The organism is Sphingopyxis sp. GW821-FHT10B01 (assembly GCF_059415685.1).
The window spans coordinates 1-24,839 of the sequence record NZ_JBWKNS010000005.1; the positions used below are offsets into that span (position 1 = coordinate 1).

A 24,839-nucleotide genomic window follows, 5' to 3' on the forward strand; every position below is an offset into this window, starting at 1 on the left:
CATGTCGAGACACTCGGGGCGGTGACCAAGCTCGTCCTCGATAAGGTCGCGTCGATCGGCGTGACAGGGCCGCTCGACGGGCCGATTGCGGGGGTCGAGCGCATTTCGATCGGGCATGTACCGATGATTCCGGTTGCGGCGCCGCAGCATCCACTGGCGCTTGCGGGCCGCAACGCGCCGGGCGCCGGACGCGAGCATATCCAGCTTGTCCTCACCGACCGTTCGCCATTGACCGAGGGGCGCGATTTCGCGGTGGTGAGCAGCCGGACGTGGCGCCTCGCCGATCTCGGCTCGAAGCATATGCTGCTGAAGGCGGGGATCGGCTGGGGTAACATGCCGGTGCCGATGATCGAGGACGATCTGAAGGCAGGGCGGCTGGTGGCGCTCGATCTCCCCGATAGCATCGGCGGCGATTATGCGCTCGCCGCGATCTATCGCGCCGACACGCCACCGGGGCCAGCGGCGTCGTGGCTCATCCAGCGGTTCGAGGAACAGGCTAGGGCCGAAGCGGTAGCGTAAGGGGAAACGCGGACGGTGAAGGGCGCGCCTATGGCTTTATGGCGCGCCGGAAAGGTGTCAGGATCAGCGCAGAGACCGGAGAGCCAGATGTTCCGATCCAGATAGACTCGATGGCGGCTGCGGGTTGTGTCGCCTGACCCGGGTTGCCCCCCGAGTATCCAGCAGGACGGACAGCCATTTCATGAGGCGCGATCCTCGCCAAGCCCGAGGAAGGGCAGGAGCGTGATGGCTATCATCGACGTCAGCAGCCCCGCTATCGGCGGATCGCCGAACTCGGCCGAGAGCCGGAGGTAGACGAAGGCCGCGGCGCCGAGTGCTGCACCGATGTAAAATAGCATTGCAACGACGGCGGAGAGGCCTGGTTTCGGCGTGACAGGCGTACGCGAGGACGCGCGCGATCCCGGGGCGGTAGACCGAAACGCATGATCGGTTTTGTGGGCATGGAACATATTTCTCTCCTTTCCGGATTATTCGCGGATGGCCTGAGATTAGTGGAAGGGGGGCACCTCGGCGAGGCGCCCCCCTTCGGTCATCGGCGACGGGCGTCGAGGCTGAAGCGGCCGGCGCCGAAGGCAACGATCTGCAACAGGCCACCGGCCATCGCGATATTTTTGAAGAAGTGGATGAACTGGTTCTGGTCGACGAGGTCGGCATGGAAAGCGAGCGCGGCGACCACCGAGAAAAGCGCCATGGCGGCGGCAACGAGGCGGACGCGATAGCCGGCGATCAACGCAATGCTACCGACCACCTCGACGAGGATGGCGAGGGCGAAGCCGAGCGTGGCCAACGGCAGGCCCGTCGAGGCGATCATGTCGATCGTCGGTCCCGGAGCGGTCAGCTTGGTGACGCCCGAGAGAAGAAAGAGGGGGGCAATCAGGAAACGGCCGGCGAGCGACGCATAGTCGGCAAGTGCGGCGGTGCTGTTGGTGTTGATGTTGGCCCGGTCGAACGAGGCAGCAACGGTAGCGGTTTGCGTCATTGGGATAGTCCTTCTGAAGCGGCACGCCACCATGGAGCGCCGCATGGCCAATAATTGCCATCGCTCCGGTTGTTGAAACAGCCGAATAAGATCGACAGATAGGTTCGATAAATTCGAACATCTGGAGCGATCCGCGATCCGACGCGAAAGCACCGGATTCCGTTTTGGGAATCCGGTGCTGTTCTGTGGCCTTGTGTAAAGGGCCTATTCGGCGCCCTTGGCGGCATCTTCGATGATGCTGGCGACGGCTTGGGGCTGCGATACATAGAGCGAGTGGCTGGCGGCGACCTCCTTGACGGTCGAACCGGCGCGAGCGGCCATCATGCGCTGGGCGGGCGGCGGGATCATCTTGTCGTCGTTGGCGACGAGGTACCAGCTCTTCTTCGTGCGCCACGCCGGGGCGGTGACAGCACCGGCGAGGGCATTGACACCCCAGGGGCGTTGCGACGCGGCCATGAAGGCGGCGAGGCCGGGTTCGACGTCGGCGGCGAAGCTTTCGGCGAACTTGACGCGGTCGAGGAAGAGATAGCCGTCGACCGGAGGAAGGATCGGCGGAACCGGCGCACCGGGGACGGGGTTGGCGATCAGCGAGCCGACCGACTCCCCCTTATCGGGAGCAAAGGCGGCAATGTAGACGACGCCCGCGACCTTCGGATCGGTGCCGGCTTCGGACACGACCACGCCGCCATAGCTGTGGCCGACGAGGATCACTCGGCCGTCGGCGGCGGCGATCGCGCGCTTGGTGACCGCGACATCATCTTCGAGCGAGTTGGTCGGGTTCTGGACGACGGTCACCTTGTAACCGTCCTTGCTGAGCAGCTTGTAGACGTCGGCCCAGCACGAACCGTCAACGAAGCCGCCGTGGACGAGGACGACCGATTTGATGGGCGCCGCATTCTTGGCAGCGACAGCGGGAGCGGCAGCCAGGGTGAGCGAGGCGGCAGCGGCGGCGAGGATCTTCTTGGTCATGGCATATCTCCTATCTTGTGTTGCGCGATAATCATTATCGCAATAATAGTTATTAGGACTGGACTTTCCATATTGTCAAAGATAAAATTTATCGTGATAAATGATATTTCAGTATGATATTGATTTGAAAGGAATGTTTTTGTGTCCGGACCCGAAGGTAAGCCGCTGCCGCTTGACGCGCAGCTCTGTTTTTCGCTCTATTCGACGACGATCGCGGTCAATCGACTCTATAAACCGATGCTCGACTCGATGGGCGTGACCTACACGCAATATTTGGTGCTGAGCAGTCTTGCGGAGCGTGACGGGATGACGATCGGAGCGATTGCCGAACGCCTCGCGCTCGAACCGAGCACGATCACACCGCTGGTCAAGCGGCTCGAAGCCGCCGACCTTGTCGCGCGCAAACGCAACGCCGCCGACGAGCGGCAGGTGCATGTTCACCTCACCGGCAAGGGCAGGGCGCTCTACGAAGGCGCCGGTTGCCTGACCGACGCGCTCCTCGCCAATTCGAAGCTGACGGTGCCCGAGATGATCGCGTTCAACGAGCAGGTGCAGCGGTTGCGCTCGGCCCTGACCGAATAGCTCTGCAATAGAGTAAGTGGTCGGGCATTTTGGAAGCTATCGACGCCCGCTGCAATTCAAGAGCGCACGGGCGGCTTTCAATCCTGTGCAGCAATAACCGGCCGCGTATTTGGAGAGGCTCAATGATGAACGGAAGTTGGGGCGGCGCGTGACTAACCGCGCCGCCCTGACGATGTATCCACTAACCATCGCCCCCTGCCGACGTCTGGACATCTGTTCGAGATGCCCACTCCCCGGAAGCCGATAATGAGGGGCGCCTAGATTGCCGGTGCCTCGAAGAATTGTATCGAAACGCCAAATCCCGACATTGAGCCGGATTCGCTTGCTTCCTTCGAGGCTTGGCAACGCAAAATGATTGCATCTTGACGTCAGGCGAAACGGCCGGCGCGAACCTGCCGGCGTCGGTTATGGGCTTGCGGGCACCATGAGTGCATGCGCTATCCGTGCATGCGCTAGAATGGCAGATGCGTTGATGTCATCGATCGGATCTTTCCTTTGCTTCGTCCGCCGGCCTTGGGCCGCCCATGACGGGGTAGGGAATGAAAGGACGTCCCTCGTCGTGCGCGCGCTGCTTCATCGGATTGTCGGGCACCATGTCGTCGAGGCGATCTAGACGGTTGGGTTCGACCAGCCACTGGTCGGGGAAGGGGGCCGCGCCGGTTCCATCGCGATTGCGGCGCACGCTGCCCCGCGCATAGCGCGCGGTGAAGGGAATGGCGTGCACGCCGGCGCGGTTCGCAAGCCCCTTGTAGAGCGCGGCGCGCAGCGCGACCTTGCGATCGAGGTAGGCAGGATCGTCGATCAGATTGTGCATCTCGTCGGGGTCCTTCGAGAGATCGTATAACTCTTCGGTGTCATAGATGCCGTAATATTGGATATATTTGACCCGGTCGCGCTCGATCGCGAACGTCCCCGGCGTCATCGGGAACTGCCAGTCCCAATAATATTCGTAGACGAAGTCGCTCGGCTTGCGCACAGGCCGCTGTTTCTTTGCGACACCGTCCATGGTTACGGGGATATGGCACCAACTCTCGTCCGGTGATGACCGGCCCGTACACCGAAGCCAACCGCAGTCGCTGGCACGGTTCCGCTGCCCGGTGATGATCGGGGTACGCGCCATGGCACCGCGGCGTGAGGACAAATCTGCTAACGGGTTCTCACTTGCGAATATTTCATCGCAATCGGCCAACCGAAAGGGGCGTTCGACTATGTTCCAGCCATCCGTTTCGCGATGGCAAGCGACTGGCGGATGAGCGGCATGCGGCGGCGTTCGGTGCGGACCGCAAGATAGCCATTGACCTCGATCAGCGACGATATCGTGTCGAGCGGCACGACGCGGATCCGGCTATCGGGCGGGCATTCCTTTTCGAACATCAGGCTCATACCGAGGCCCTGCGCGACCGCTTCGCGGATCATCTCGCGCGTGTGAAGTTCCATCGTCTGCCCCGGTGTGACCTCGGCGTCTGCGAGCAGCCGGTTCATTGCCGCGAGCGTGCGCGAAGTCGCTTCGCGGACGAAGATGACCTCCTCGCCGAGGCGTTCCAGCGGAAGGACCTTGGCGCCATCGTCGGGCCAACTCGCGGGCAGGATTGCGACCAGCCGGTCGCGATAGAGCGGCGCATAGCTATAGTCGTTGTGGATCGGGGGGTCGCAAACGATCGCGATATCGATCTGCGCCTTCACCAATAGTTCGTTGGTCTGGATCGCATTGGCAATCGTCACGCGGAACTGCGCGTTCGGCACCTCGGCCTTGAACGCGGTCAGGAATTCGGCGGCATAGGGCGGCGAGTCGGTGCCGAGGCGAAGGAGCGCGCCACTGTCGACGTCGTCCTCGCCAAGCAAGGCGCCGATTTCGTCGGCGACGCCGAACAATTGCTCCGCCTTTTCGTAAAGCGCGCGGCCAGCGGTGGTCAGCGTCAGCGGCGGGCGTGAACCCTCGATCAGCTTGACCTTGTAGCGTTCTTCCAAGGCCTTGAGCTGTTTCGACAGCGTCGGCTGCGAAATGTTGAGCCGCCGCGCCGCCTTGCTGACGCTGCGCTCGCTCGCCACCGCATAAAAGGACCGCAGGTGAAGGAAATTGACGCTCAAACCCGTCTCCTGACGCGCCCATGGATCGCGCGTCTATGGTTGCCATGCCCCGGATGCATTGGCCGCGCCGGACGATCCGGCGCAAAACGCCTGTGACGCAGGATTGTTACAAGTTGGTCACAGACGGGCAGGATGGAAATGAGCAGGGGTTTCGACGTCGCGGTGGTGGGGCGGGGCATTGTCGGCCTTGCCCATGCGCTGGCCGCGGCACGCAGCGGCAAGCGGGTCGTGGTGATCGACCGCCATGCCCGCGCAACGGGCGCGAGCATCCGCAATTTCGGGTTCGTGACCGTGAGCGGGCAGGAGCGCCGCGACATGTGGCCGCTCGCGCGCCGCGCCCGGGACGTCTGGGCCGAGGTGGCGCCGCGCGCGGGGATCGCGATCGAACAGACGGGCTTGGTCCTGCCGGTCCGCCGTGCCGCGGCGGCGGTGGTGCTCGAAGCCTTCATGCGAACTGAAATGGGTGAGGGTTGCGCCTTGCTCACCGACGCCGAACTGCGCACGCTCGATCCCCAAACGCCTTTCACGCGCTGCGAGGCGGCGCTCGTCAGCCCGCACGAACTGCGCGTCGAGGCACGCGACGCCGTTCCGAAGATCGCCGCCTGGCTCGAAGCCGAGCATGGTGTGACCTTTGCACCGCCAACGACGGTGACGCATTGCGAGGCGGGCTATGTCGTCACCAGCGCGGGCGAATATCGCGCCGGAGCAATCTTCGTCTGCCCCGGCGACGATCTCAATGCGCTCTTTCCCGACGTGATGGCCGAACATCGGGTGACGCGCTGCAAGCTGCAGATGCTGCGGCTCGCGGCACCCGGCTATCGCCTCGCGCGTCCGGTGATGAGCGACCTCGGCCTCGCGCGCTACGAAGGCTATAGCGCGCTGCCCGAAGCCGCTGCGCTGACCGGACAGCTTCGCGCCGAGCAGGGCGCTGAACTCGATGCGGGCGTGCATCTGATCGCCGTGCAATCGGCCGACGGCTCGCTCGTCGTCGGTGACAGCCATGATTATGGCGACGCGCCCGATCCCTTTCACCACGAACATATCGACGCGCTGATGCTCGGCGAATTTGCCGCCGTGCTCGGTGCGCCGCCGCCGGTCATCGAGCGCTGGATCGGCGTCTATGCCTCGGCGCCCGCGCGCAACTGGTTCAGCCGCGAAACGGCTCCCGGCGTTCATGTCACGGTCGTGACATCGGGCGCGGGCATGTCGACTGCCTTCGCGATCGGCGAACGCGTGGTCGGTGCGGCGCTGAATACCCCGATCAAGGAGATTGCATGATGTCCCCCATAGTTGCGGTGCTGTTCGACTGGGCGGGCACAATGATCGATTTCGGATCGCGCGCGCCTGTGATCGCGATGGCAAAAGTGTTTGAAGGGGTGGGCGTGCCCGCCGATGAGGCGACCATCCGCCGTTATATGGGGATGGCCAAGCGCGAGCATGTCGTCGCGATCCTGAGCGAGGCCGCGATGACCGATCGCTGGCTCGCGGCCAAGGGGCAGGACTGGAGCGAAGCTGACATTGACGCGCTGATGGCCGAGCTCGAGCCCGCGATGCAGGCGAGCGCATCGGCTTGCCGTGAGCTCATTCCCGGCGCGGCCGAGGGGGCGGCGATGCTGGCCGCGAAGGGCATCAAGACCGGATCGACCACCGGTTACACGCGCACGATGGTGGCCGACATCATTCCCGCCGCGGCGGCGCAGGGCTATGCGCCCGCGGTGATCGTCTGTGCGGGTGAGGCTGCGCAGGGCCGCCCGGCGCCGCTGATGCTGTGGCAGGCGATGGGCGCCATCGGTGCATGGCCCGCTGCGCGCTGCGTCGCGGTCGACGATGCGCCGGTCGGCATTACGGCAGGGCGCAACGCCGGGACGTGGACGATCGGTGTCGCCGGATCGGGCAATGGCGTCGGGCTGACGCACGCCGATTTCGCCGCGCTGTCCGCCGACGATCGTTTGGCACGCATGACGCCGGTGATCGGCGAGTTCGCCGCCGCGGGCGCCGACTTCGTGATCGAAAGCGTCGCCGACCTGTCGCTCGCGATCGATGCGATCGAGGCGGCGCTGACGAAGGGCGAACTGCCCGGTGCCGCGCCCGCCCGCACCCTGATCGGCCTGCCTGCATGACGGCCCTGGCGGCAGACGGGGCGGTGATGGCCATACGCGCGACCTTGCGCGACCGTCTGTCGCGTGCGCACCCCGCGCTGTTCGCGCTTTATGGGGGGCTCGCCGCCTTTGCCGCCTATTTTTCGATGTATGCCTTTCGCAAGCCCTTCACCGCGGCGACCTATGCCGATGTGCCGGGCTGGGCGGGGATGGTCGATTTCAAGACCGCGCTCGTGATCGCGCAGGTCGCGGGCTACGCGCTCTCGAAGTTCATCGGCGTCAAGGTCGTGTCCGAGATGACCGCGTCGCGGCGCGGGCTGGCGATCATCGCGCTTGTCGCTTTTTCGTGGGCGGCGCTGCTGCTCTTCGCTGTCGTGCCGCCGGCGTGGAAGGTCGGGGCGCTGTTCCTCAACGGGCTGCCGCTCGGGATGATCTGGGGGCTCGTCTTCGGCTATGTCGAGGGGCGGCGGACGAGCGAGATACTCGCCGCGATCCTCTGCGCGAGCTTCATCGTCTCGTCGGGGATGGTCAAATCGGTCGGGCTCTGGCTGATGACCGGCTTTCATGTCGGCGAATATTGGATGCCCGCGGCGACGGGGCTGATCTTCTTTCCGCTGCTCGTCGTCGCGGTGATTGGATTGGCGCAGCTGCCGCCGCCGACCGCCAAGGAGCAGGCCGAACGCATGGCGCGTCCGCCGATGCCCGCCGCCGCACGGCGCGCTTTCCTGCGCGACTATGGCCCCGGCGTTGCCTTCCTCGTCCTCGCCTATGTGCTCTTCACCGCGATCCGCGACTTCCGCGACAATTTCGCCGCCGAGCTCTGGGCCGACCTTGGCTATGCCGGGGTGTCGGGCGTGTTCACCGCCAGCGAGGCGCCGATCGCGGTCGCGACGCTCGTCATCCTCGGCAGCCTCGCCCTGATCCGCGACAATGTTCGCGCGTTGATGGTCGTCCACGCGATCGTGCTTGCGGGTGCCGCGCTGATCGGCCTGTCGACCTTCGCCTTCCAGCAGGGGTGGCTATCGCCGCTCGCTTGGATGATCCTGTCGGGCCTCGGCCTCTATCTCGGCTACACGCCGTTCAACGCGATGCTGTTCGACCGGTTGGTCGCGGCAACGCGGCGCGCGGGGACTGCGGGTTTCCTCATCTACGTCGCCGACGCCTCGGGCTATGCGGGGAGCGTCGCCCTGATGCTGCTGCGCAATATTCCCGGCGTGGCGCTCGACTGGTTGAGCTTCTTCATTGCGCTTGCCTACGCGGGCGCGGCGATGTGCCTCGTCATGGGCACAGCATCGGCGCTCTATTTTCGGAAGAAGTTGAAGTGAAGGAATGACAGTCGCCAGTGAAGGCCAAGAAGTTGTAGCATATTTCCCTCGCACGATCCGTCGTGCGGGGCATTTTTCGTGCATGGGATCTCCATCATCATCTATTGCTACGATGCATCCAATGAATTGGTGCAGCGCAATGAAGGCGTGGCAATCGATCTCTCGTGAAAAGGCCGATCCGATACGGGGCGGTTTCGACGAAGGGGTCAAGTCATGAACAGATATATTCTTATGTCGGCCGCCAGTATCGGCGCGCTGATCGTCACCACGGCCGCGCGGGCCGACGAAGCCGCCGCGCTCGACGGCGAGGAAATCGTCGTCACTGGCACGATCGTCGGCGGCGAGATGCGCTCGATCGCGGCGCAGCGTGAAGCCGACAATATCGTCAATGTCCTGTCGTCGGACGGTATCGGCCGCTTGCCCGACCGCAACGCCGCCGAAGCGGTGCAGCGCCTGCCGGGTGTCGCGATCGAGCGCGACCAGGGCGAGGGCCGCTTCGTCGCGGTGCGCGGCCTGCCGTCGCAATGGAATTCGACGCTGATCAACGGCAGCCGCCTGCCGACCGCCGAGGAGGAAACGACGAGCCGCGCGACCGCGTTCGATTTCTTCCCGTCGGAACTGATCGATCAGGTCGTCGTGGCGAAGGCGATCACGCCCGACATGGAGGGCGACGCGATCGGTGGATCGGTCAACTTCATCACCAAGACCGCGCCCGACAGGCGCACGCTGCAACTCACCGGTGGCGGCGTCTGGTCGGAAAAGGCGAACAAGGGCGGTTTCCTAGCGAGCGCGCTCTATGGCGACCGGCTCGGCGACGGCAAGTTCGGTTTTGTCCTGTCGGGCACCTATTTCAAGCGCAACTGGGCGACCGACAATTATGAACCGCGCCGCGGCGGCGACGGCATCGGCATCTCCCGCCTTGAACTGCGCGATTATACCGGCGTGCGCGAGACGATCGGCGCCAATGCCGCGATGGAATATGCGTTCGACGACGGCGGCAAACTTTACGCACGCGGCATCTATGGCTCGCTCAAGGACAATGAGACGCATTACAAGCACCGTCTGAACTTCGCGTCGAACCGCGTCGAGGTGCAGCATATCTTCAATACGCTGGTCACGGAGCTCGCGGGCGGCGAGGTTGGCGGCGTCCATATGCTCGGCGGCGAGGGCGGCGCCAAATTCGACTGGAAGGCCGCGCACTACGAAAATCTCTTCTATTACGGAAATACGCCCGACGGCCGCGATCGCAGCTATTTCGTCGTGCGCTTCGACCAGCGGAATGTCGGTTATCAGGGCCTCGAAAATCGCGGGTCGGGCAATCTCGCCTATAACGAGATCGACGGCGGGGCCGACCCCGCCGATGGCATCGGCAACCATCTGCCGTCGGGGTTCCAGATGAATCCGTCGCTGACCCGTCTCGCCAATGTCGAGCTCTACAAGATCCGCGTCAAGGAAAGCGATCGCATCGTCCTTGAAGGCAATCTCACGGTGCCCGCCAGCGACACGTTGATCTTCAAGGTCGGCGCCAAATATCGCGACAAGCTGCGCGACGCGTTCTTTGAGGATCTTTTCTATACATGGAACCCGGCGGCGGGTCCGGTGCCGACGCTCGCCGATTTCCAGCTGACGGGCCAGCCGCGCGGCGGCGAATTCCTCGACGAACTGGCGATCGGCAAGCAATATGCCGGTCAATTCTCGGGCGTGGTGTCGGAGAAGGATATCGTTGCCTGGTATCTAGCGAACCGGAACAATCTGATCCTCGATACCGCCGGGTCGGCAACGGCGCAGAATGGCGGCGCGCTCGGCCGCACCTTCCGCCTCTATGAAAAGCAGCTCGCGGGCTATGCGATGGCGACGTGGAAACCGAGCGATGCGGTGACCCTGCTCGGCGGCGTCCGGCTCGAACATACGAAGACGACGGTCGACGGGCAGGTTCTCGTCAACGGCGCGCTCGAAGATACGCGCGAGGCGAATGATTATCTCGCGGTGCTGCCGTCGCTGCACCTGACCTACCGCCTGAATGGCGATACCAATGTGCGCGCCGCGATTACGCGCAGCTTTGCGCGGCCCGATTTCGGCGATCTCGCGCCCGGTGGTGCATTCAGCGAGGCCGACCTTGAGTTCGCGGGCGGCAATCCCGGGCTGAAGCCGACCTATGCGTGGAACGCCGACCTGTTGTTCGAGCATTATCTCGGGACCAGCGGCGTGATCTCGGCCGGGGCCTTCTACAAGAAAATCAGCGATCCCATCTATGACTCGCGCCGTATCGGCACCTATCGCGGGATCGACGGCGTCGCCTTCCTCACGCCGGCGAACGGCGCATCGGGCGATCTCTACGGGTTCGAGCTCAACGTCCAGACGCGCTTCACCTTCCTGCCCGGCGCGCTCTCGAACTTCGGGATCAACGCCAACTACACGTTGATCCGCTCGAACTTCACGCTGCCCGACGGGCGCGAGGTGCGCGTGCCGCGCCAGGCGAACAATCTCGCCAACGTCGCGCTCTATTATGACGACGGCGCCTTCTCGAGCCGCCTTGCGATGAACTACAAGGGCGCATTCATCGAGGAATATGGCGCGAGTGCCGACCGCGACAGCTATTATGGCGCCTACACCAGTCTCGACCTGACGGTGAACTGGCAGGTGAAGGAGGGCATCACGATCTTTGGCGAGGCAAGCAATCTTACCAACCAGAAGCTGCACTATTATCTCGGCAACAAGGACCGGCCGTTGCAGGTCGAATATTATGGTCCGCGTTTCCTGCTGGGCGTGAAGGCGGCGATTTTCTGATCGCTTTCGGGACGTCGCTCGGTGAATTTGTGCCGTCCCGTAGCTCCGTAGTCGAGCTGCAGCTGATCGAACATGCGCCGCAGCTGAATACGCATAGCAACTGCTGGCGAGCGCGACCCGAAGAGAGCGCACATTGGCGATGGCAGGCTGTCGCCAGAGGTCGCGCGCCGCACGGACGGTCGCATCGACATCTTTGGACGGTGCAGCTTGGGGCAGTCGGGGTGGGGGATGCGAATGGTTGGGGACTCTCGCGCCGAACTGCACGCTCGCGGCTCTACGATCGCGATCGTCGGTGCGATTGTCCCGCCATTGATCATCGGCCTGCTTCTTGTCACTTTGCCGCCTTACGGCCCCGCGATCGAAGGCCTGACGTTCGGTATCGCATGATGGTGCAACCCACAGAAAATCCCGCAAAGCCTTAGCCACTCGCCACCGGCGGCGGTTGGTCTCCAATTCCCGATCTCGTCCGTTTGAGTGATGTGAGCGTCCGGCGGCGGCCGTAGGGAATGGCGCAAGAGCAAATGGAAAAGTGGAGTGGATAGCCCATGCAACGCAATCTGGACCTGCGATATGTCGTCATCGGTGCCGGCATGTCGGGCATATTGGCGGCGATCCGTCTGCGTGAGGCGGGCTATCGCCACGTTACGCTGCTCGAAAAGGCGCAGACCGTCGGCGGTACGTGGCGCGAAAACCGTTATCCGGGGCTCAACTGCGATGTTCCCGCCCACGCCTATACCTACAGCTTTGCGCCCAATGCCGAATGGAGCAGCTATCTCGCCCCCGGCCACGAAATTCAGGATTATTTCGAGCGTGTGACCGCCGACTACAGCCTGCGCGACATCGCGCATTTCGGGCAGGAGGTAGAAAGCTGCACCTATGCCGACGGCGTCTGGCAGATCGCGACCAAGGCGGGGATGGCGTGCGAGGCCGATATCGTCATTACCGCGACCGGTGTTCTCCATCATCCGCGCATGCCCGACATCGCGGGGCTCGAAGACTTTGCCGGAACCATCGCCCACAGCGCGCGCTGGGACGAAACGATCGCGCTCGACGGGAAACGGATCGGCGTCGTCGGCAACGGGTCGACGGGCGTGCAGCTGGTCTCCGCGCTCGGCGGCCGCGCGGGCAAGCTCAGCCATTTCCAGCGCTCGCCGCAATGGATCATGCCGGTGCTCAACGAGCCCTATGACGAGGCACAGCGCGAAGCTTTCCGCCGTGACCCGGCGCTGATCGACGCGATCCGCTATGATCCCGAATATCTCGCCAATGTGCTGCGCTTCACCGAAGGCATCATCAAGCCCGATTCAGAGGAAATGCAGATCATCGAGGCGATGGTGCTGGGCTATCTCGAACAAGGCGTGATCGATCCGGCGCTGCGCGAAAAGCTGCGCCCCGACTATCGCGCCGCGTGCAAGCGGCTGATCTTCTCGCCCGACTATTATCAGGTGGTCCAGGGCCATGATGTCGATGTTGTCGTCGGCGGGATCGACCGGATCGAACCCGAAGGCATCCGAACGAAGGATGGCGTGCTCCACGAACTCGACCTCATCATCCTCGCGACAGGGTTCCACAGCGACCGCTTCATCCGTCCTGCGGTCGTGACCGGCCGCGGCGGCGTCGCGCTCGACGATGTGTGGAGCAAGCATGCGACCGCGTACAACGCGATTTCGCTTCCCGATTTTCCCAATTTTCTCTTCCTCAACGGGCCGACCGGGCCGGTCGGCAACTTCTCGCTGATCGATGTCGCCGAACGCCAATGGGGCTATGTCGAGCAGCTTCTCGACAAGGTGGCGACGGGCGAATGCGCAGAGATTTCGGTGAGCGCCGACGCCATGGCGCGTTATGAAGAGGCGCGCATCGCGGCCGCGAAGGGGACGATCTTCGCATCGGGCTGTTCGAGCTGGTATCTCGGTAAGGATGGCGTGCCGATGACCTGGCCGTGGAGCTATGGCCGCTTCGCCGAAGTGATGGCGAAGCCCGACTTCGACGATTTCGAAATGGTGAGGGCCGGGGTTGCGGCCTGAAGGCGGCCCGATCGTGCGTACGGGAAATCAGGAGAGTGAAATGACAAATTCGGCAATCGCCATCGTGACGGGCGCCAGCCGCGGCGCGGGCAAGGGCATTGCGATCGGCCTCGGCGAAAAGGGGATGACGGTCTATGTCACCGGCCGCAGCAGCAATCGCAGCGATGCGACGGGCTGGGACGGCGCGCCGCTGGCGGGGACCATCCACGAAACCGCCGCGGCGGTGACGGCCGCGGGCGGCAAGGGCATCGCGGTCGCCTGCGACCATGCCGACGATGTGCAGGTCGCGGCGCTTTTCGAACGGGTGCGGAAGGATGCGGGGCGGCTCGACATATTGGTGAACAACGCCACCTACATCCATCACCAGCTCATCACCCCCGCGCCCTTCTGGGAAAAGGAGCTTGCGGCGGTCGAGATTCTCAATGTCGGATTGCGCTCTGCCTATGTCGCGAGCTGGCATGCCGCGAAGATCATGGCGGAACAGAAATCTGGCCTGATCGCTTTCACCTCCTCCTTCGGTGCGAGCTGCTACATGCACGGCGCGGCCTATGGCGCGCAAAAGGCGGGCGTCGACAAGCTCGCGCACGACATGGCGGTCGATTTCAGGCCACATGGCGTCCGCGCCGTCTCGGTCTGGTTGGGGCCGCAGATTACCGAACGCGCGCTGGGCGCGGCCGAGGTTCATAAGGACCAATATGAAGGCTTTATGGCGATGGCGGAGATGCCGCAGTTCACCGGGCATATCATCCACGCAATCGCCAGCGATCCCAAGGGCGACGAACTGTCGGGGCATACCGTGATCGGCGCCGAGATTGCGGGACGCTATGGCATTACCGACCGCGGCAAGACACCGCCCTCGCACCGCGAGATGCTGGGCAGCCCGCGCGAGCCCAATCCCGCGGCGGTCTATTAGTCGGGCGTGCCGGTTGCCGCCTGCCGCCCCGCCAAGCGACCGAAGAAGGTGCAGTCGGCGAGGCTGAGACCCGAGCTATAGCCATGCCCCCAACGCGGCAGGCCCGACGTGGCGCGGCCGGCGGCGTAGAGGCCGGGGACCGGGTCGCCCATGCGGTCGAGGACTTCGCCCGACGGACGCGTGTTCAGGCCGCCGAGCGTGAAGAAAGAGAAGAAGCTCGTCGCGACGCTGAGTTCGAGCGCGGCGAAAGGCGCTTCGCCGAGCACCGTCAGCCACTCGGGCGCCTTGTTGAAGAGCGGGTCATGACCTTCGGCGGCGTAGCGGTTGAAGGTGTGGACGGTGGCCGCGAGCGTATCTTCGGGCATCCCGAGTTCGCGTTCGACCTCCTCCCAGCTGTCGCCGACGGCGGCGATTTCGATCCGCGCCAGATCGAGCGGGCGCGCGAAAATCGCATTGTCGACGAGCAGGAAAACACGGTCGCCGGGTTGGTCGAGCATCGTCCGGCTGACGCGGCCGTGATAGCAGTCCTCGTTGATGAAGCGCTGCCCGCGTTCGTTGACGAAAATGCCCTTCACCAGACTTTCGGGCATGATCCACGGGCAGGTGGTGAAAAATTCGTCCATGTGGATCGCGTCGCCGCCGACCCCCATGCCCATCAAGATACCCGAGCCATTGTCATTTTCGCCGATCGGGTTGGCGAGGCGGCGCGTCTGCGGCGCGTAGCGGCGGAGCATGTCCTCGTTCATGCAGAAACCGCCGGTCGCGAGGATGACACCCCGGCGCGCGCGGATGAATTTCGGCGCGCCGTCGATGCGCACGACGAGCCCGGTAACGCCGCCCGCCGCATCGGCGACCAGCGACAGCACGCGCGCATCGCATCGAACGTCGGCGCCGACCGCGCGAACCCGCGCCTCGAATATGTCCATCAGCTTGCGCCCGCCGCCCCAGCCCATGAACTGGATCGTATGCCCGCGCGGCGCGGGCGTTGCGGTCTCGGAGAAGGGCCACGCCGCCTCGCTGCCCGACCAGATCAGCGTGTCGTCCTCGGCGGGTTCGATGATCTTGCCGGGGAGGAAACTGCCCTTGTATGGCACGCCCTGACCCTTGAGCCATTGATAGTGGTTCAGGCTTTCGCGCGCATAGAGCGCGACCTTGGCCGCATCGGCATCGGGACCGCCCGCCATCATCAGATAGGCTTCGAGCGCTTCGGTCGAATCTTCGAACCCCGCGGCGCGCTGGGCGTCGGTGCCGCCGCCGCCGCCGAGATAGATTTCGCCGCCCGACAGCGCCGAGGCGCCGCCGCTGCCCGACCCCGCTTCGAACAACGTCACTGCGGCGCCGGCCTCGGCCGCCTCGATTGCGGCGCAGGCGCCCGCGGCGCCGAAGCCGACGATCGCGACGTCGGTTTCTTCATCCCAGCGCTCGACCTGTTCGTGAGGAAAGGGGCGAGCGATGGAGAAATCGCTCATGCGGCAGTCTCGCGCGCCTTGATCATGTCGAGTGCGACGTCGACGATCATGTCTTCCTGTCCGCCGACCATCTTGCGGCGACCGAGTTCGACGAGGATCGTGCGGGTGTCGAGGCCATAGGTTTCGGCGGCCTTTTCGGCGTGGCGCAGGAAGCTCGAATAGACGCCGGCATAACCGAGCGCGAGCGTTTCGCGGTCGACGCGGACCGGGCGGTCCTGCAGCGGGCGGACCAGATCCTCGGCGGCGTCCATCAGCTTCATCACGTCGCAGCCATGGTTCCAGCCCTTGCGGTCGGCGGCGGCAACGAAGACCTCGAGCGGTGCATTGCCCGCCCCCGCGCCCATGCCGGTGAGCGAGGCGTCGATGCGCACCGCGCCCGCCTGCGCCGCGACGATGCTGTTCGCGGTGCCGAGCGACAGATTGTGGTGCGCGTGCATGCCGCGCTGCGTTTCGGGTTTCAGCACGCGGTCATAAGCTTCGAGCCGCGCCTTCACCCCGTCCATGTCGAGCGCGCCGCCGCTGTCGGTGACATAGACGCACTGGACGCCATAGCTTTCCATGAGCAGCGCCTGCTGCGCGAGCGCCTCGGGCTCGATCATATGGCTCATCATCAGGAAGCCCGCGACGTCCATGCCAAGATCGCGCGCGATACCGATATGCTGCTTCGAGACATCGGCCTCGGTGCAATGCGTCGCGACGCGCACCGAACGGACGCCGAGATCGTAAGCGCGGCGGAGTTCTTCGACCGTGCCGACGCCGGGCAGGATCAGCGTCGTCAGCACCGACTTCGTCAGCACCGAAGCGACCGCTTCCAGCCATTCCCAGTCGGTATGCGCGCCAAAGCCATAGTTGAAGCTTGCGCCCGAAAGCCCGTCGCCATGCGCGACCTCGATCGCGTCGACCCCCGCGTCGTCGAGCGCCTTGGCGATCGCCTTCACCTGGTCGATGCTATACATATGGCGGATCGCGTGCATGCCGTCGCGCAGCGTGACGTCCTGGATATAGAGCTTGTCGCCCGCCTCGACGTTGAACTTCACGCTCATGCGACCACCTTCTTTCCTTCGCGAATACGCTGTGCGAGCAGTTCGCCGGTCGCCTTGGCGGCGGCGGTCATGATGTCGAGATTGCCCGAATAGGGCGGCAGGTAATCGCCCGCGCCCTCGACCTCGAGCAGGATCATCGTCTTGATCCCGGTGAATTCGCCGCGGCCGGGAATCTTGAGCTTGTTGTTGTCGCCGAAGCGCTCGAACTGCACCTCCTGCTTCAGGCGATAGCCAGGCACATAGGCCTGTACCTTCTTCACCATCGCCTCGACCGACGCGCGGATGATGTCCTCGTCGGCGCCTTCGGATAAGGTAAAGACCGTGTCGCGCATGATCATCGGCGGTTCGGCGGGATTGAGGATGATGATCGCCTTGCCCTGCGCTGCGCCGCCGACCTCTTCGATCGCACCCGCCGTGGTGCGCGTGAACTCGTCGATATTGGCACGGGTACCGGGGCCTGCCGAGCGCGACGAGACCGACGCGACGATCTCGGCATAATGGACCGTCGCGACCTGGCTGACCGCGGCGACCATCGGGATCGTCGCCTGTCCGCCGCACGTCACCATATTGACGTTGCCCGCATCGAGATTGTCTTCGCCGTTGACGGTCGGGATCGTATAGGGGCCGATCGCGGCCGGGGTGAGATCGACGACCTGCTTGCCGTCGGCGCGCAGCACAGCGTCATGCACCTTGTGCGCATAGGCGCTGGTCGCGTCGAAGACGATGCCGATCTCGGGATAGACGTCCATGGCCTTGAGGCCGTCGAGCCCCTCATGCGTCGTCGCGACGCCGCGTTCGCGCGCCATGGCGAGGCCCTCGGACGCTGCGTCGATGCCGACGACCGCGACCAACTCCATATTCTGCGGATATTTGATCATCTTGATCATCAGGTCGGTGCCGATATTGCCCGAACCGATAATCGCTGCCTTCACGCGGATCATTGCCATTCCTTATGTAAAACGCGCGACGCAATGGCCGAGCGTGCGGCGGCCGTCGCCGAGGATCATTTCGAAAATGTCGCCCTTCACCGCGGGCGCGAGCGGCACGAGGCTGCCCGACAGGATGATGTCGCCGGCATCGAGCGTCACGCCATGCGCGCCGAGCGTGTTGGCGAGCCACGCGACCGCCTGCGCCGGGTCGCCCTGAACCGCGTGGCCATAGCCTTCGGACAGCGGCGATCCGTTCTTCGCGACCGCGACATGCAGGTTCGGAAGATCGAGTGCGCGCGGATCGATACGCTCCTCGCCGAGCACAAAGACCCCGCACGATGCATTGTCGGCGACGGTATCGACGATGCCGATCTTCCAGTCGGTGATGCGGCTGTCGACGATCTCGAAACAGGGCGCGATGCTCGCGGTCGCCGCGATCACGTCGGCGGCGGTCACGCCGGGGCCGTTCAGGCTGTCCTTCAGGATGAACGCGATCTCGGCCTCGGCGCGCGGTGCGATCAGCGCCTTCGCGTCGATGTCGATATCGCCCTCGACATGCATCCAGTCGGTGAGGAAGCCGAAATCGGGCTGATGGACACCCAGCATGTCCTGCACCGCCTTCGACGTGACCCCGATCTTTTTGCCGACGACGCGCTCGCCGTCCTTCAGCCGCCGCGACAGAAAGTCGAGGCTGATCGCATAGGCGTCGTCGATCGTCAGCGACGCATCGCGCGCGATCAGCGGTTCAACGGTGCGCCGGTCGCGCAGCGCCGCATAGAGCTCCAGCCCGTATGCTTCAGCGATGCTCATCGAGGAACTCGATTGCATAGCGGTTGAACTCGCTCGCGCGTTCGACCTGCACCCAGTGACCGACCTTGTTGAAGATCACGCAGCGCACATCGTCACAGGCTTCGAAGAAATACTGGATGCCCGAGAGCGGCATGAAGCGTTCGTTCTGGCCCCAGAAGAGCAGGATCGGGACTTTGATCTCGCCCAGCCGCGGGCGGACATTATGCGTCCGCATCCGCGTGATGACATCCTTTGGCTGCTGGCGCGCGACCGCGAAACGTTCCTCGACCAGCGCGTCGGTGATGTGCTTCGGGTCGTAAACCAGATTTTCGCCGAGGCGCCGCTGGTCGGCGAGGCTGAAGTCGGGGCTGCCGAAAGAGGAGCGCATGTCGGCGATGCCCGGCATGGCGAAATAGACGTCGAGTTCCTCGATGCAGCCGGGCGCCATCAGGATCAGGCGCTCGATGAATTCCGGATGGTCCTGCGTCATCTGGATCGCGACGCCGCCGCCGAGTGAATTGCCGATCAGCGTCGCGCTCTCGATCCCGTGCGCCTTCAGCGCCTCGTACAGCGTGTCGGTGAACAAGGTCAGCGTATAGTCGATGTCGACGGGCTGCGACGAGGCGCCATAGCCGATCATATCGGGCAGGATGACGCGGTAACCGGCATTGACGAACGCGTCGACATTCTGCCGGAAATTGGACAGTCCCGATGCGCCGGGGCCGCTGCCGTGGATGAACACCAGCGCCGGACCTTCGCCGACCTCCTTGATATGGATGTCATATCCGCCCGCGACGCGGTGGGTCGTTTCCTTCATCTCTCCCATGGCCGTTTCCTTGCTTACATGAACGTGAAGGCGGGCGGTTCGCCGAGCATCGTCATCACGACGTCGGTGGTGCGATTGCCGGGGTCGTTCGCGACGTGCGCGCGCGCGGCGTTGAGGTCGAGCCAGGGCTGGATGATCGCGCTCGACATATAGACGGCGCGGCCGCCGAGGAGCTGGACCATGCCGTCGACCAGTCCGGCGAGCCGCCGCACGACGGTCGAGGACTGATAGGCATAGAGCGCCCGCTCCTCGAGCGTGATCGGTTCGCCGCCTGTCGCTTTCGCCATCAGCCGGTCGAACGTCATCTGGTGTGTCAGTTCCATCTCGAGGATCTGCGCATGCGCCTTGGCGATCGCGCCGTGCAGCAGCGGATCGGCCTTCGACGCCTTGCCGGTGTTGGTCGAGATACGGCCCTGCATGATCTCCATCGCGGCATTGACCGCTGCGCGGGCACCGCCGAACGCCGCGGTCGACACCGACCGGACAAAGATCTGCGCCCAGGGCAGACGATAGAGCGGACCGTCATTCTCGACCTGACCGGGATTGGTGCAGGCAAAGCCGTCGCTGGCCCGGTGGGTGCGATGCTCGGGGACGAAGACGCGCTCGACGAGAATGTCGAAACTGCCCGTGCCTTGCAGCCCGAAGACATCCCATGTTCCCTCGATGACCTGATAGTCGCCGCGGGGGAGCAGGAAGGTGCGCATGTCGGGTGGGCCGCCATCGGTATCGAAGTTGAGCGCGCCGAGCAGCACCCAGCCGCAATGGGTGGAACCCGAGGAAAAACCCCAGCGGCCCGAAAGATAGAAGCCGCCCTCGACCTTCTCGACCTTGCCGACGGGCTGATAGGTTGACGAGACGAGCATATCGTCCTTGTCGCCCCACACCTCGCGCTGTGCCTCGTCATGGAAGAGTGCGAGTTCATAGGGATGGCAGCCGAGAACCCCATAGATCCAGCCGGTCGACATGCAGCCCTCGGCGAGCGCCTTCTGCACCTCGAAGAAGACATTGGGGTGCATTTCATAACCACCCCAGCGCTTCGGCTGCAGGATGCGGAAGAATCCGGCCTGCTGCATCTCGGCGATCGTCGCTGCGGGCACATTGCCGTCGAGCGTCGTCTGGCGCGCGCGCGCCTTCAGCGTCGGGATCATCGCACGTGCGCGTTCGATCAGCGCTTCGGCGTTCGGCAAGGCGGTGTCGCCGGCTTGCTTGGGGGCGGTGGCCATATGCTCTCCTCGGGATATTTTATGCGCTTGCGGAAGCCGCTTCGCGGTATTGCTCCTATATTCGTAGAGAATGATGCATTTCTCTACGCAAGCTGTCAATCCCGATTCTGTGCAAAACGCCGCTTATGATGGTTTGGAGAGGCGGCCTGCGTATCGAGGGGCTGTGTGCGATACGCAAAGCGTTGCTTGCCGTAGGGGTGCCCGGGCCTTTAGGCGACCCGTCGATAACGATATGCGGAGACGGCACGCGTATTGATCTACGGTTTGCGTAGATTTTACGGAATATTTTTACGTATTACACTTGATGCGCGCGATTTTCGCCTGTAGCTTGCGCTCCACTCAGGGTGCGGACGCACCCGTCTGGATGCAGGGGATGAAGTGAATGGCGATACGGTCACTGGCCTATGTTGTGGTGGACACGGCCGATATCGAAGCCTGGCGCGCCTATGGGGAGAATGTGCTTGGCATGCAGGCGATCGATCGGGGCGATGATATTCGCCTGCGCATGGACGAGCGGCCGTTTCGCATGCTGATCCGCAAGGGCGATGCCGAGCGGTTTTACGCTGCGGGGCTCGTTTATCCCGACAAGGCGACGTTCGACGCGGGCATCGCCCGGTTGCAGGGCGCGGGCGTTGCAATCGAAGCCGCGACGGCCGACGAAGCGAAGGATCGCCATGTCGTCGAATATGTGCGCTGCGCCGATCCCTCGGGCAACCGGCTCGAACTTGGCTGGGGGCGCGTCGTCGACGGCAATCCGTTTGTGTCGCCCGCAGGCGTGTCCGGCTTCATCACCGGCGAGATGGGGATGGGGCATGTCGTCTTCCCCGCGGCGAAGCTTGCGGAGACGCGCGCTTTCTATATCGACCTGCTCGGCTTCGGCGATACCGACGAGATGCGCGTCTATATGCAGGGCGGCGGCCCCGAGGACCCGGGGCTCGGCCTCCACTTCCTGCACTGCGACAATCCGCGTCACCACAGCGTCGCACTTGCCGAATTCCCGGTGCCGAGCGGGCTCGTCCATATGATGGTCGAAGTGCGGGGGCTCGACGATGTCGGCCGCGCGCTTGACCGCGCGAAGGCGGCGAACGTCCATATCTCGTCGAGCCTCGGCAAGCATATGAACGACAAGATGGTCAGCTTCTATATGCGCAGCCCCGGCGGCTTCGACATCGAATATGGCTTTGGCGGCATCCAGCCCGACTGGAGCAGCTTCACGCCGACCATCAGCCTCAAGGAGGACGAATGGGGTCATCATTGGGATTTCGGCGGCTGACGCCGTCACTTCCTTAGCCACCCGCAACGGAGAGATACCATGCCCAGCCACGAAGATATGGTCCGCGCCGTCGAGCGCTATGTCGAAGCGTTCGACAAAGGCGATGCCGCGATGGCGTCTGGCCTTTATGCCGACGACGCGACGGTCGAGGATCCGATCGGCACCCCGATCCACCAGGGACGCGATGCGATCCATGCCTTCTATACGATGTCGATGCAGGCGGGCGCCAAGCTCCGCCTCGACGGCCCCGTGCGCACCGGCGGCGACTATGCGGCCTTCGCCTTCACCGTGCTCGTCGACTTCGGCGGGCCGAAGGAGATTGAGGTCATCGACACCTTCAAATTCGACGGCGAGGGCAAGGTGACCGAGATGCGCGCCTATTGGAGCCCCGCCAACATGCGCAGCACCGGGGCGTGAGGGCGATGCGCGAAGCCGCCATCGTTTCGACCGCGCGCACCGGCGTCGGCAAGGCCTATCGCGGCGCTTTCAACGACACCGAGGCACCCGTCCTCGCGGCGCATGTCGTCAACGCCGCGATCGAACGCGCCGGGATCGACCCCGCGCGGATCGATGACGTCTATCTGGGTGTCGGCAATCACTGGAACACGCAGAGCTATAATCTCGGCCGGTTGGCGGTCCATGGTTCGGTGCTTCCCGATTCGACCGGGGGCTTCACGCTCGACCGCAAATGCTCGTCGGGGCTCAACGCGCTCGCGCTCGCCGCGCGCGGCATTATGTGCAACGAGATCGACGTCGCGGTCGCGGGCGGGATGGAGAGCATTTCGCTCACCCTCAACAAGCACACGCCGGCGTTCCGCAACCGCTCCGAGTTCATCCGCGCCGCCGACCCGCACGCCTATATGGCGATGATCGAAACCGCCGAGATCGTCGCCGACCGCTATGGCGTCAGCCGCGAGGCGCAGGACGCGTTCGCCGCGACCAGCCAGCAGCGCGCGGGCGCGGCGCAGGCCGCGGGAAAGTTCGCCGACGAAATCGTACCGATCACCGTCGAGAAGGCGCTGTTCGACAAGGAAGGCCATGAGACCGGCAAGGAAGAATTGACGCTGGCGCATGACGAGGGCGTGCGCGGCGACACCACCGCCGAAAAGCTCGCGGGTCTGAAGCCGGTGTTCAGGGACGGGCTCGTCGTCAAGGAAGGCCGCCATATCACCGCGGGCAACGCCAGCCAGCTCTCCGACGGCGCCTCGGCGCAGGTCGTGATGGACCGTGCGATGGCCGAAAAGGAAGGGCTCCCGATCCTCGGCATCTATCGCGGCTTTCAGGTCGCGGGCTGCAAGGCCGAGGAAATGGGCATCGGTCCGGTCTTCGCAATCCCCAAGCTGCTCGAACGCGCCGGCCTGAAGGTCGACGATATCGGGCTGTGGGAAATCAACGAGGCGTTCGCCAGCCAGGCGCTCTATTGCCGCGACAAGCTCGGCATCGATCCGGGCAAGCTCAACGTCAATGGCGGCGGCATCGCGATCGGCCATCCGTTCGGGATGACGGGCTCGCGCCTCGTCGGCCACGCGTTGATCGAGGGCAAGCGCCGCGGCGTCCGCTATGCGGTCGTCTCGATGTGTGTCGCGGGCGGCATGGGCGCCGCCGGCCTGTTCGAAATCGTCTGAATCAAAAGGAGGCGGCGATGGCGCTATTGTTCGAGGGAAAAACCGCGTTCGTGACCGGCGGGGGCAGCGGCATCGGCCGCGCCGCCGCGCTGGCCTTTGCCGCCGAGGGCGCGAAGGTCGCGATCGGCGATCTCAATGGCGACAGCGCCGCCGAAACCGCCGCGCTGATCCGCGACGGGGGCGGCGAGGCGCATCATGGTGCGCTGGATGTCACCGACGGGAGCGCGGTCGATGCCTTCGTTGACGATATCGCCCTGCGCTGGGGACGGCTCGATTGCGCCTTCAACAATGCGGGGGTCTCGCTCGAGGGCATGGAAACCCCGTGGGGCGACCTCGCTGCCTACGATCGCACCATCGCGGTCAATCAGCGCGGACTGCTGCTCTGCATGGCCGCGGAACTGCGCCATATGGAAAAGGCGGGGCGCGGCGCGATCGTCAACACCGCGTCGATCGCGGGCATGGCGGGCGCGGGCGGTGCGGGCTATTGCGGGTCGAAGCATGCGGTGATCGGGCTCACGCGCTCGGCGGCGATGCGCTACGCAGCGCAGGGCATCCGCATCAACGCGGTCTGCCCCGGCGCGATCCGCACCCCGATGGTCGACGCGGTGGTGAAGGAAGAAGCCGCGGCGCGCTTCGTCGCCGAAATGCACCCGATGAACCGGATCGGCGAAGCGCATGAAATCGCCGACGCGGTGATCTTCCTCTGCTCGGACAAGGCGAGCTTCATCACCGGTCACCCGCTCGCGGTCGACGGCGGGTATCTGGCACGCTGAGCAGCCCCGTCACCGGGCTTTCATCGCACTACCTTCTTTCGCGATCCCGGGCTGGATCCGGGATCGGGCCGGCGCAAGGGCGCACGATATTCCAAAGTTCAGGAAAGTTCAGCCCCGTGCATCGCCCGATTGGGACGTCGCGGCGTGCTGGGCGCGCGCTGCTATGGTCGCACCCGCACGCCGGGCAGCGACCGCTTTATCCACCAAATGAAAGAGCCGGATGAAGGCTGGCACGGCCGGATAATGTAGGAAAGGCTTATTTGAAGGCGACGCCTCCCCACCTTCGTCATTCCCGCGAACCCTACGCCACCGATATTGCAACTCGGGCCTCGGGATGCCGTTTGCAAAATCCAATATCCCATGAGCAATCCGTGCAAGTTTGCATGGACCTCACCGCGCTTCTCGCCGGGATGCAGGACGATCTTGCCGACGCACGAACGGATGTCGCTTGAGGCATCAAGCCGGGTTTCCGGGTCGTTGAGCGCTTCAAGGAGCGCAGCGATCTTGCGCCTGTAGATTTCGGCAATGCCGGGATGAATATCGGGGACGTCCTGTGGTGCGTCGGCCAACCGCGCTATGCCCTCAGGCGAAGCCATTCGTCGCC

General features: G+C 64.2%; 25 protein-coding genes. 13 read left to right on the plus strand and 12 right to left on the minus strand.

The annotated features are described in order from the left end of the window. Positions 1-519, plus strand: a 519-nt coding sequence (locus tag AC07NV_RS15535; RefSeq protein ID WP_495167287.1) for a substrate-binding domain-containing protein, incomplete at its 5' end; no start/stop codon positions are given. Between the two features lie 179 nt (positions 520-698). Here AC07NV_RS15535 and AC07NV_RS15540 read toward each other — a convergent pair. The 3 genes from AC07NV_RS15540 to AC07NV_RS15550 all read right to left on the minus strand — a co-directional run bounded on the left by AC07NV_RS15540 (position 699) and on the right by AC07NV_RS15550 (position 2,467). Continuing rightward, positions 699-857, minus strand: a complete 159-nt coding sequence (locus AC07NV_RS15540; RefSeq protein WP_495167288.1) for a hypothetical protein — start codon at positions 855-857, stop codon at positions 699-701. Positions 858-1,048: 191 nt separating this feature from the next. Beyond that, the gene (locus tag AC07NV_RS15545) at positions 1,049-1,498 is read right to left on the minus strand and encodes a DoxX family protein (RefSeq protein ID WP_495167289.1); all 450 of its coding nucleotides are present in this window, start codon (positions 1,496-1,498) and stop codon (positions 1,049-1,051) included. 204 nt (positions 1,499-1,702) lie between these two features. Then, a complete protein-coding gene (locus AC07NV_RS15550; RefSeq protein WP_495167290.1) occupies positions 1,703-2,467 on the minus strand; it encodes an alpha/beta fold hydrolase in 765 nt (254 codons plus the stop codon). A 141-nt stretch (positions 2,468-2,608) separates the two neighbouring features. Here AC07NV_RS15550 and AC07NV_RS15555 point away from each other — a divergent pair, with 141 nt between their 5' ends. Beyond that, positions 2,609-3,049 (plus strand): MarR family winged helix-turn-helix transcriptional regulator, encoded by a 441-nt coding sequence (locus AC07NV_RS15555; protein ID WP_495167291.1) that lies wholly within the window; start codon positions 2,609-2,611, stop codon positions 3,047-3,049. Positions 3,050-3,524: 475 nt separating this feature from the next. Here AC07NV_RS15555 and AC07NV_RS15560 read toward each other — a convergent pair whose 3' ends face one another. Together AC07NV_RS15560 and AC07NV_RS15565 are read right to left on the minus strand one after the other, a co-directional pair. Then, positions 3,525-4,055 (minus strand): sulfatase/phosphatase domain-containing protein, encoded by a 531-nt coding sequence (locus AC07NV_RS15560; protein ID WP_495167292.1) that lies wholly within the window; start codon positions 4,053-4,055, stop codon positions 3,525-3,527. 200 nt (positions 4,056-4,255) lie between these two features. Next, positions 4,256-5,137 carry a LysR family transcriptional regulator gene (locus AC07NV_RS15565; protein WP_495167293.1) on the minus strand — a complete coding sequence of 294 codons (882 nt, stop codon included), beginning with the start codon at positions 5,135-5,137 and terminating at the stop codon, positions 4,256-4,258. Positions 5,138-5,275: 138 nt separating this feature from the next. Here AC07NV_RS15565 and AC07NV_RS15570 point away from each other — a divergent pair, with 138 nt between their 5' ends. The 7 genes from AC07NV_RS15570 to AC07NV_RS15600 all read left to right on the plus strand — a co-directional run bounded on the left by AC07NV_RS15570 (position 5,276) and on the right by AC07NV_RS15600 (position 14,285). Further along, the gene (locus AC07NV_RS15570) at positions 5,276-6,415 is read left to right on the plus strand and encodes a TIGR03364 family FAD-dependent oxidoreductase (RefSeq protein ID WP_495167294.1); all 1,140 of its coding nucleotides are present in this window, start codon (positions 5,276-5,278) and stop codon (positions 6,413-6,415) included. Next, a complete protein-coding gene (phnX, locus tag AC07NV_RS15575) occupies positions 6,412-7,257 on the plus strand; it encodes a phosphonoacetaldehyde hydrolase (protein ID WP_495167295.1) in 846 nt (281 codons plus the stop codon). The genes AC07NV_RS15570 and phnX overlap by 4 nt, the downstream gene beginning before the upstream one ends. Before the next feature lie 26 nt (positions 7,258-7,283). After that, positions 7,284-8,561 (plus strand): DUF5690 family protein, encoded by a 1,278-nt coding sequence (locus tag AC07NV_RS15580; protein WP_495167296.1) that lies wholly within the window; start codon positions 7,284-7,286, stop codon positions 8,559-8,561. A gap of 213 nt (positions 8,562-8,774) precedes the next feature. Next, complete coding sequence (locus tag AC07NV_RS15585; protein ID WP_495167297.1) at positions 8,775-11,348, plus strand: TonB-dependent receptor domain-containing protein; 2,574 nt, start codon at positions 8,775-8,777, stop codon at positions 11,346-11,348. Positions 11,349-11,582: 234 nt separating this feature from the next. Further along, entirely contained in the window at positions 11,583-11,735 is a 153-nt protein-coding gene (locus AC07NV_RS15590; protein WP_495167298.1) for a hypothetical protein, read from the plus strand. Positions 11,736-11,893: 158 nt separating this feature from the next. Beyond that, on the plus strand, positions 11,894-13,372 hold the full coding sequence (locus tag AC07NV_RS15595; RefSeq protein ID WP_495167299.1) for a flavin-containing monooxygenase: 1,479 nt from the start codon (positions 11,894-11,896) through the stop codon (positions 13,370-13,372). 40 nt (positions 13,373-13,412) lie between these two features. Next, positions 13,413-14,285, plus strand: coding sequence for an SDR family NAD(P)-dependent oxidoreductase (locus AC07NV_RS15600; RefSeq protein WP_495167300.1), 873 nt, complete (start codon positions 13,413-13,415; stop codon positions 14,283-14,285). Here the strand turns inward: AC07NV_RS15600 and AC07NV_RS15605 are convergent. Genes AC07NV_RS15605 through AC07NV_RS15630 form a run of 6 tightly spaced genes read right to left on the minus strand, consistent with a single transcriptional unit; the run spans position 14,282 to position 20,564 of the window. Continuing rightward, positions 14,282-15,754 (minus strand): FAD-dependent oxidoreductase, encoded by a 1,473-nt coding sequence (locus AC07NV_RS15605; protein ID WP_495167301.1) that lies wholly within the window; start codon positions 15,752-15,754, stop codon positions 14,282-14,284. The two genes, AC07NV_RS15600 and AC07NV_RS15605, sit on opposite strands and share 4 nt — an antisense overlap. Beyond that, a complete protein-coding gene (dmpG, locus tag AC07NV_RS15610; RefSeq protein WP_495167302.1) occupies positions 15,751-16,797 on the minus strand; it encodes a 4-hydroxy-2-oxovalerate aldolase in 1,047 nt (348 codons plus the stop codon). The genes AC07NV_RS15605 and dmpG overlap by 4 nt, the downstream gene beginning before the upstream one ends. Then, positions 16,794-17,738: an acetaldehyde dehydrogenase (acetylating) gene (locus AC07NV_RS15615; protein WP_495167303.1), complete on the minus strand. Its 945-nt coding sequence runs from the start codon at positions 17,736-17,738 to the stop codon at positions 16,794-16,796. The genes dmpG and AC07NV_RS15615 overlap by 4 nt, the downstream gene beginning before the upstream one ends. A gap of 9 nt (positions 17,739-17,747) precedes the next feature. Then, the gene (locus AC07NV_RS15620; protein WP_495167304.1) at positions 17,748-18,536 is read right to left on the minus strand and encodes a fumarylacetoacetate hydrolase family protein; all 789 of its coding nucleotides are present in this window, start codon (positions 18,534-18,536) and stop codon (positions 17,748-17,750) included. Next, positions 18,523-19,341: an alpha/beta fold hydrolase gene (locus AC07NV_RS15625; protein ID WP_495167305.1), complete on the minus strand. Its 819-nt coding sequence runs from the start codon at positions 19,339-19,341 to the stop codon at positions 18,523-18,525. The genes AC07NV_RS15620 and AC07NV_RS15625 overlap by 14 nt, the downstream gene beginning before the upstream one ends. Positions 19,342-19,355: 14 nt before the next feature. Continuing rightward, positions 19,356-20,564: an acyl-CoA dehydrogenase family protein gene (locus tag AC07NV_RS15630; RefSeq protein ID WP_495167306.1), complete on the minus strand. Its 1,209-nt coding sequence runs from the start codon at positions 20,562-20,564 to the stop codon at positions 19,356-19,358. A 382-nt stretch (positions 20,565-20,946) separates the two neighbouring features. Here AC07NV_RS15630 and AC07NV_RS15635 point away from each other — a divergent pair, with 382 nt between their 5' ends. The 4 genes from AC07NV_RS15635 to AC07NV_RS15650 are packed head-to-tail and all read left to right on the plus strand — an operon-like array spanning position 20,947 to position 24,235. Then, entirely contained in the window at positions 20,947-21,837 is an 891-nt protein-coding gene (locus AC07NV_RS15635; RefSeq protein ID WP_495167307.1) for a VOC family protein, read from the plus strand. Positions 21,838-21,876: 39 nt separating this feature from the next. Next, entirely contained in the window at positions 21,877-22,254 is a 378-nt protein-coding gene (locus tag AC07NV_RS15640) for a nuclear transport factor 2 family protein (protein ID WP_495167308.1), read from the plus strand. A 5-nt stretch (positions 22,255-22,259) separates the two neighbouring features. Next, positions 22,260-23,462, plus strand: a complete 1,203-nt coding sequence (locus AC07NV_RS15645; protein WP_495167309.1) for a thiolase family protein — start codon at positions 22,260-22,262, stop codon at positions 23,460-23,462. A gap of 17 nt (positions 23,463-23,479) precedes the next feature. Beyond that, a complete protein-coding gene (locus AC07NV_RS15650; RefSeq protein ID WP_495167310.1) occupies positions 23,480-24,235 on the plus strand; it encodes a glucose 1-dehydrogenase in 756 nt (251 codons plus the stop codon). Between the two features lie 161 nt (positions 24,236-24,396). On the opposite strand, the gene AC07NV_RS15655 is transcribed toward AC07NV_RS15650, so the two are convergent. Continuing rightward, a complete protein-coding gene (locus AC07NV_RS15655) occupies positions 24,397-24,804 on the minus strand; it encodes a hypothetical protein (RefSeq protein ID WP_495167311.1) in 408 nt (135 codons plus the stop codon). Positions 24,805-24,839: the final 35 nt, after the last annotated feature.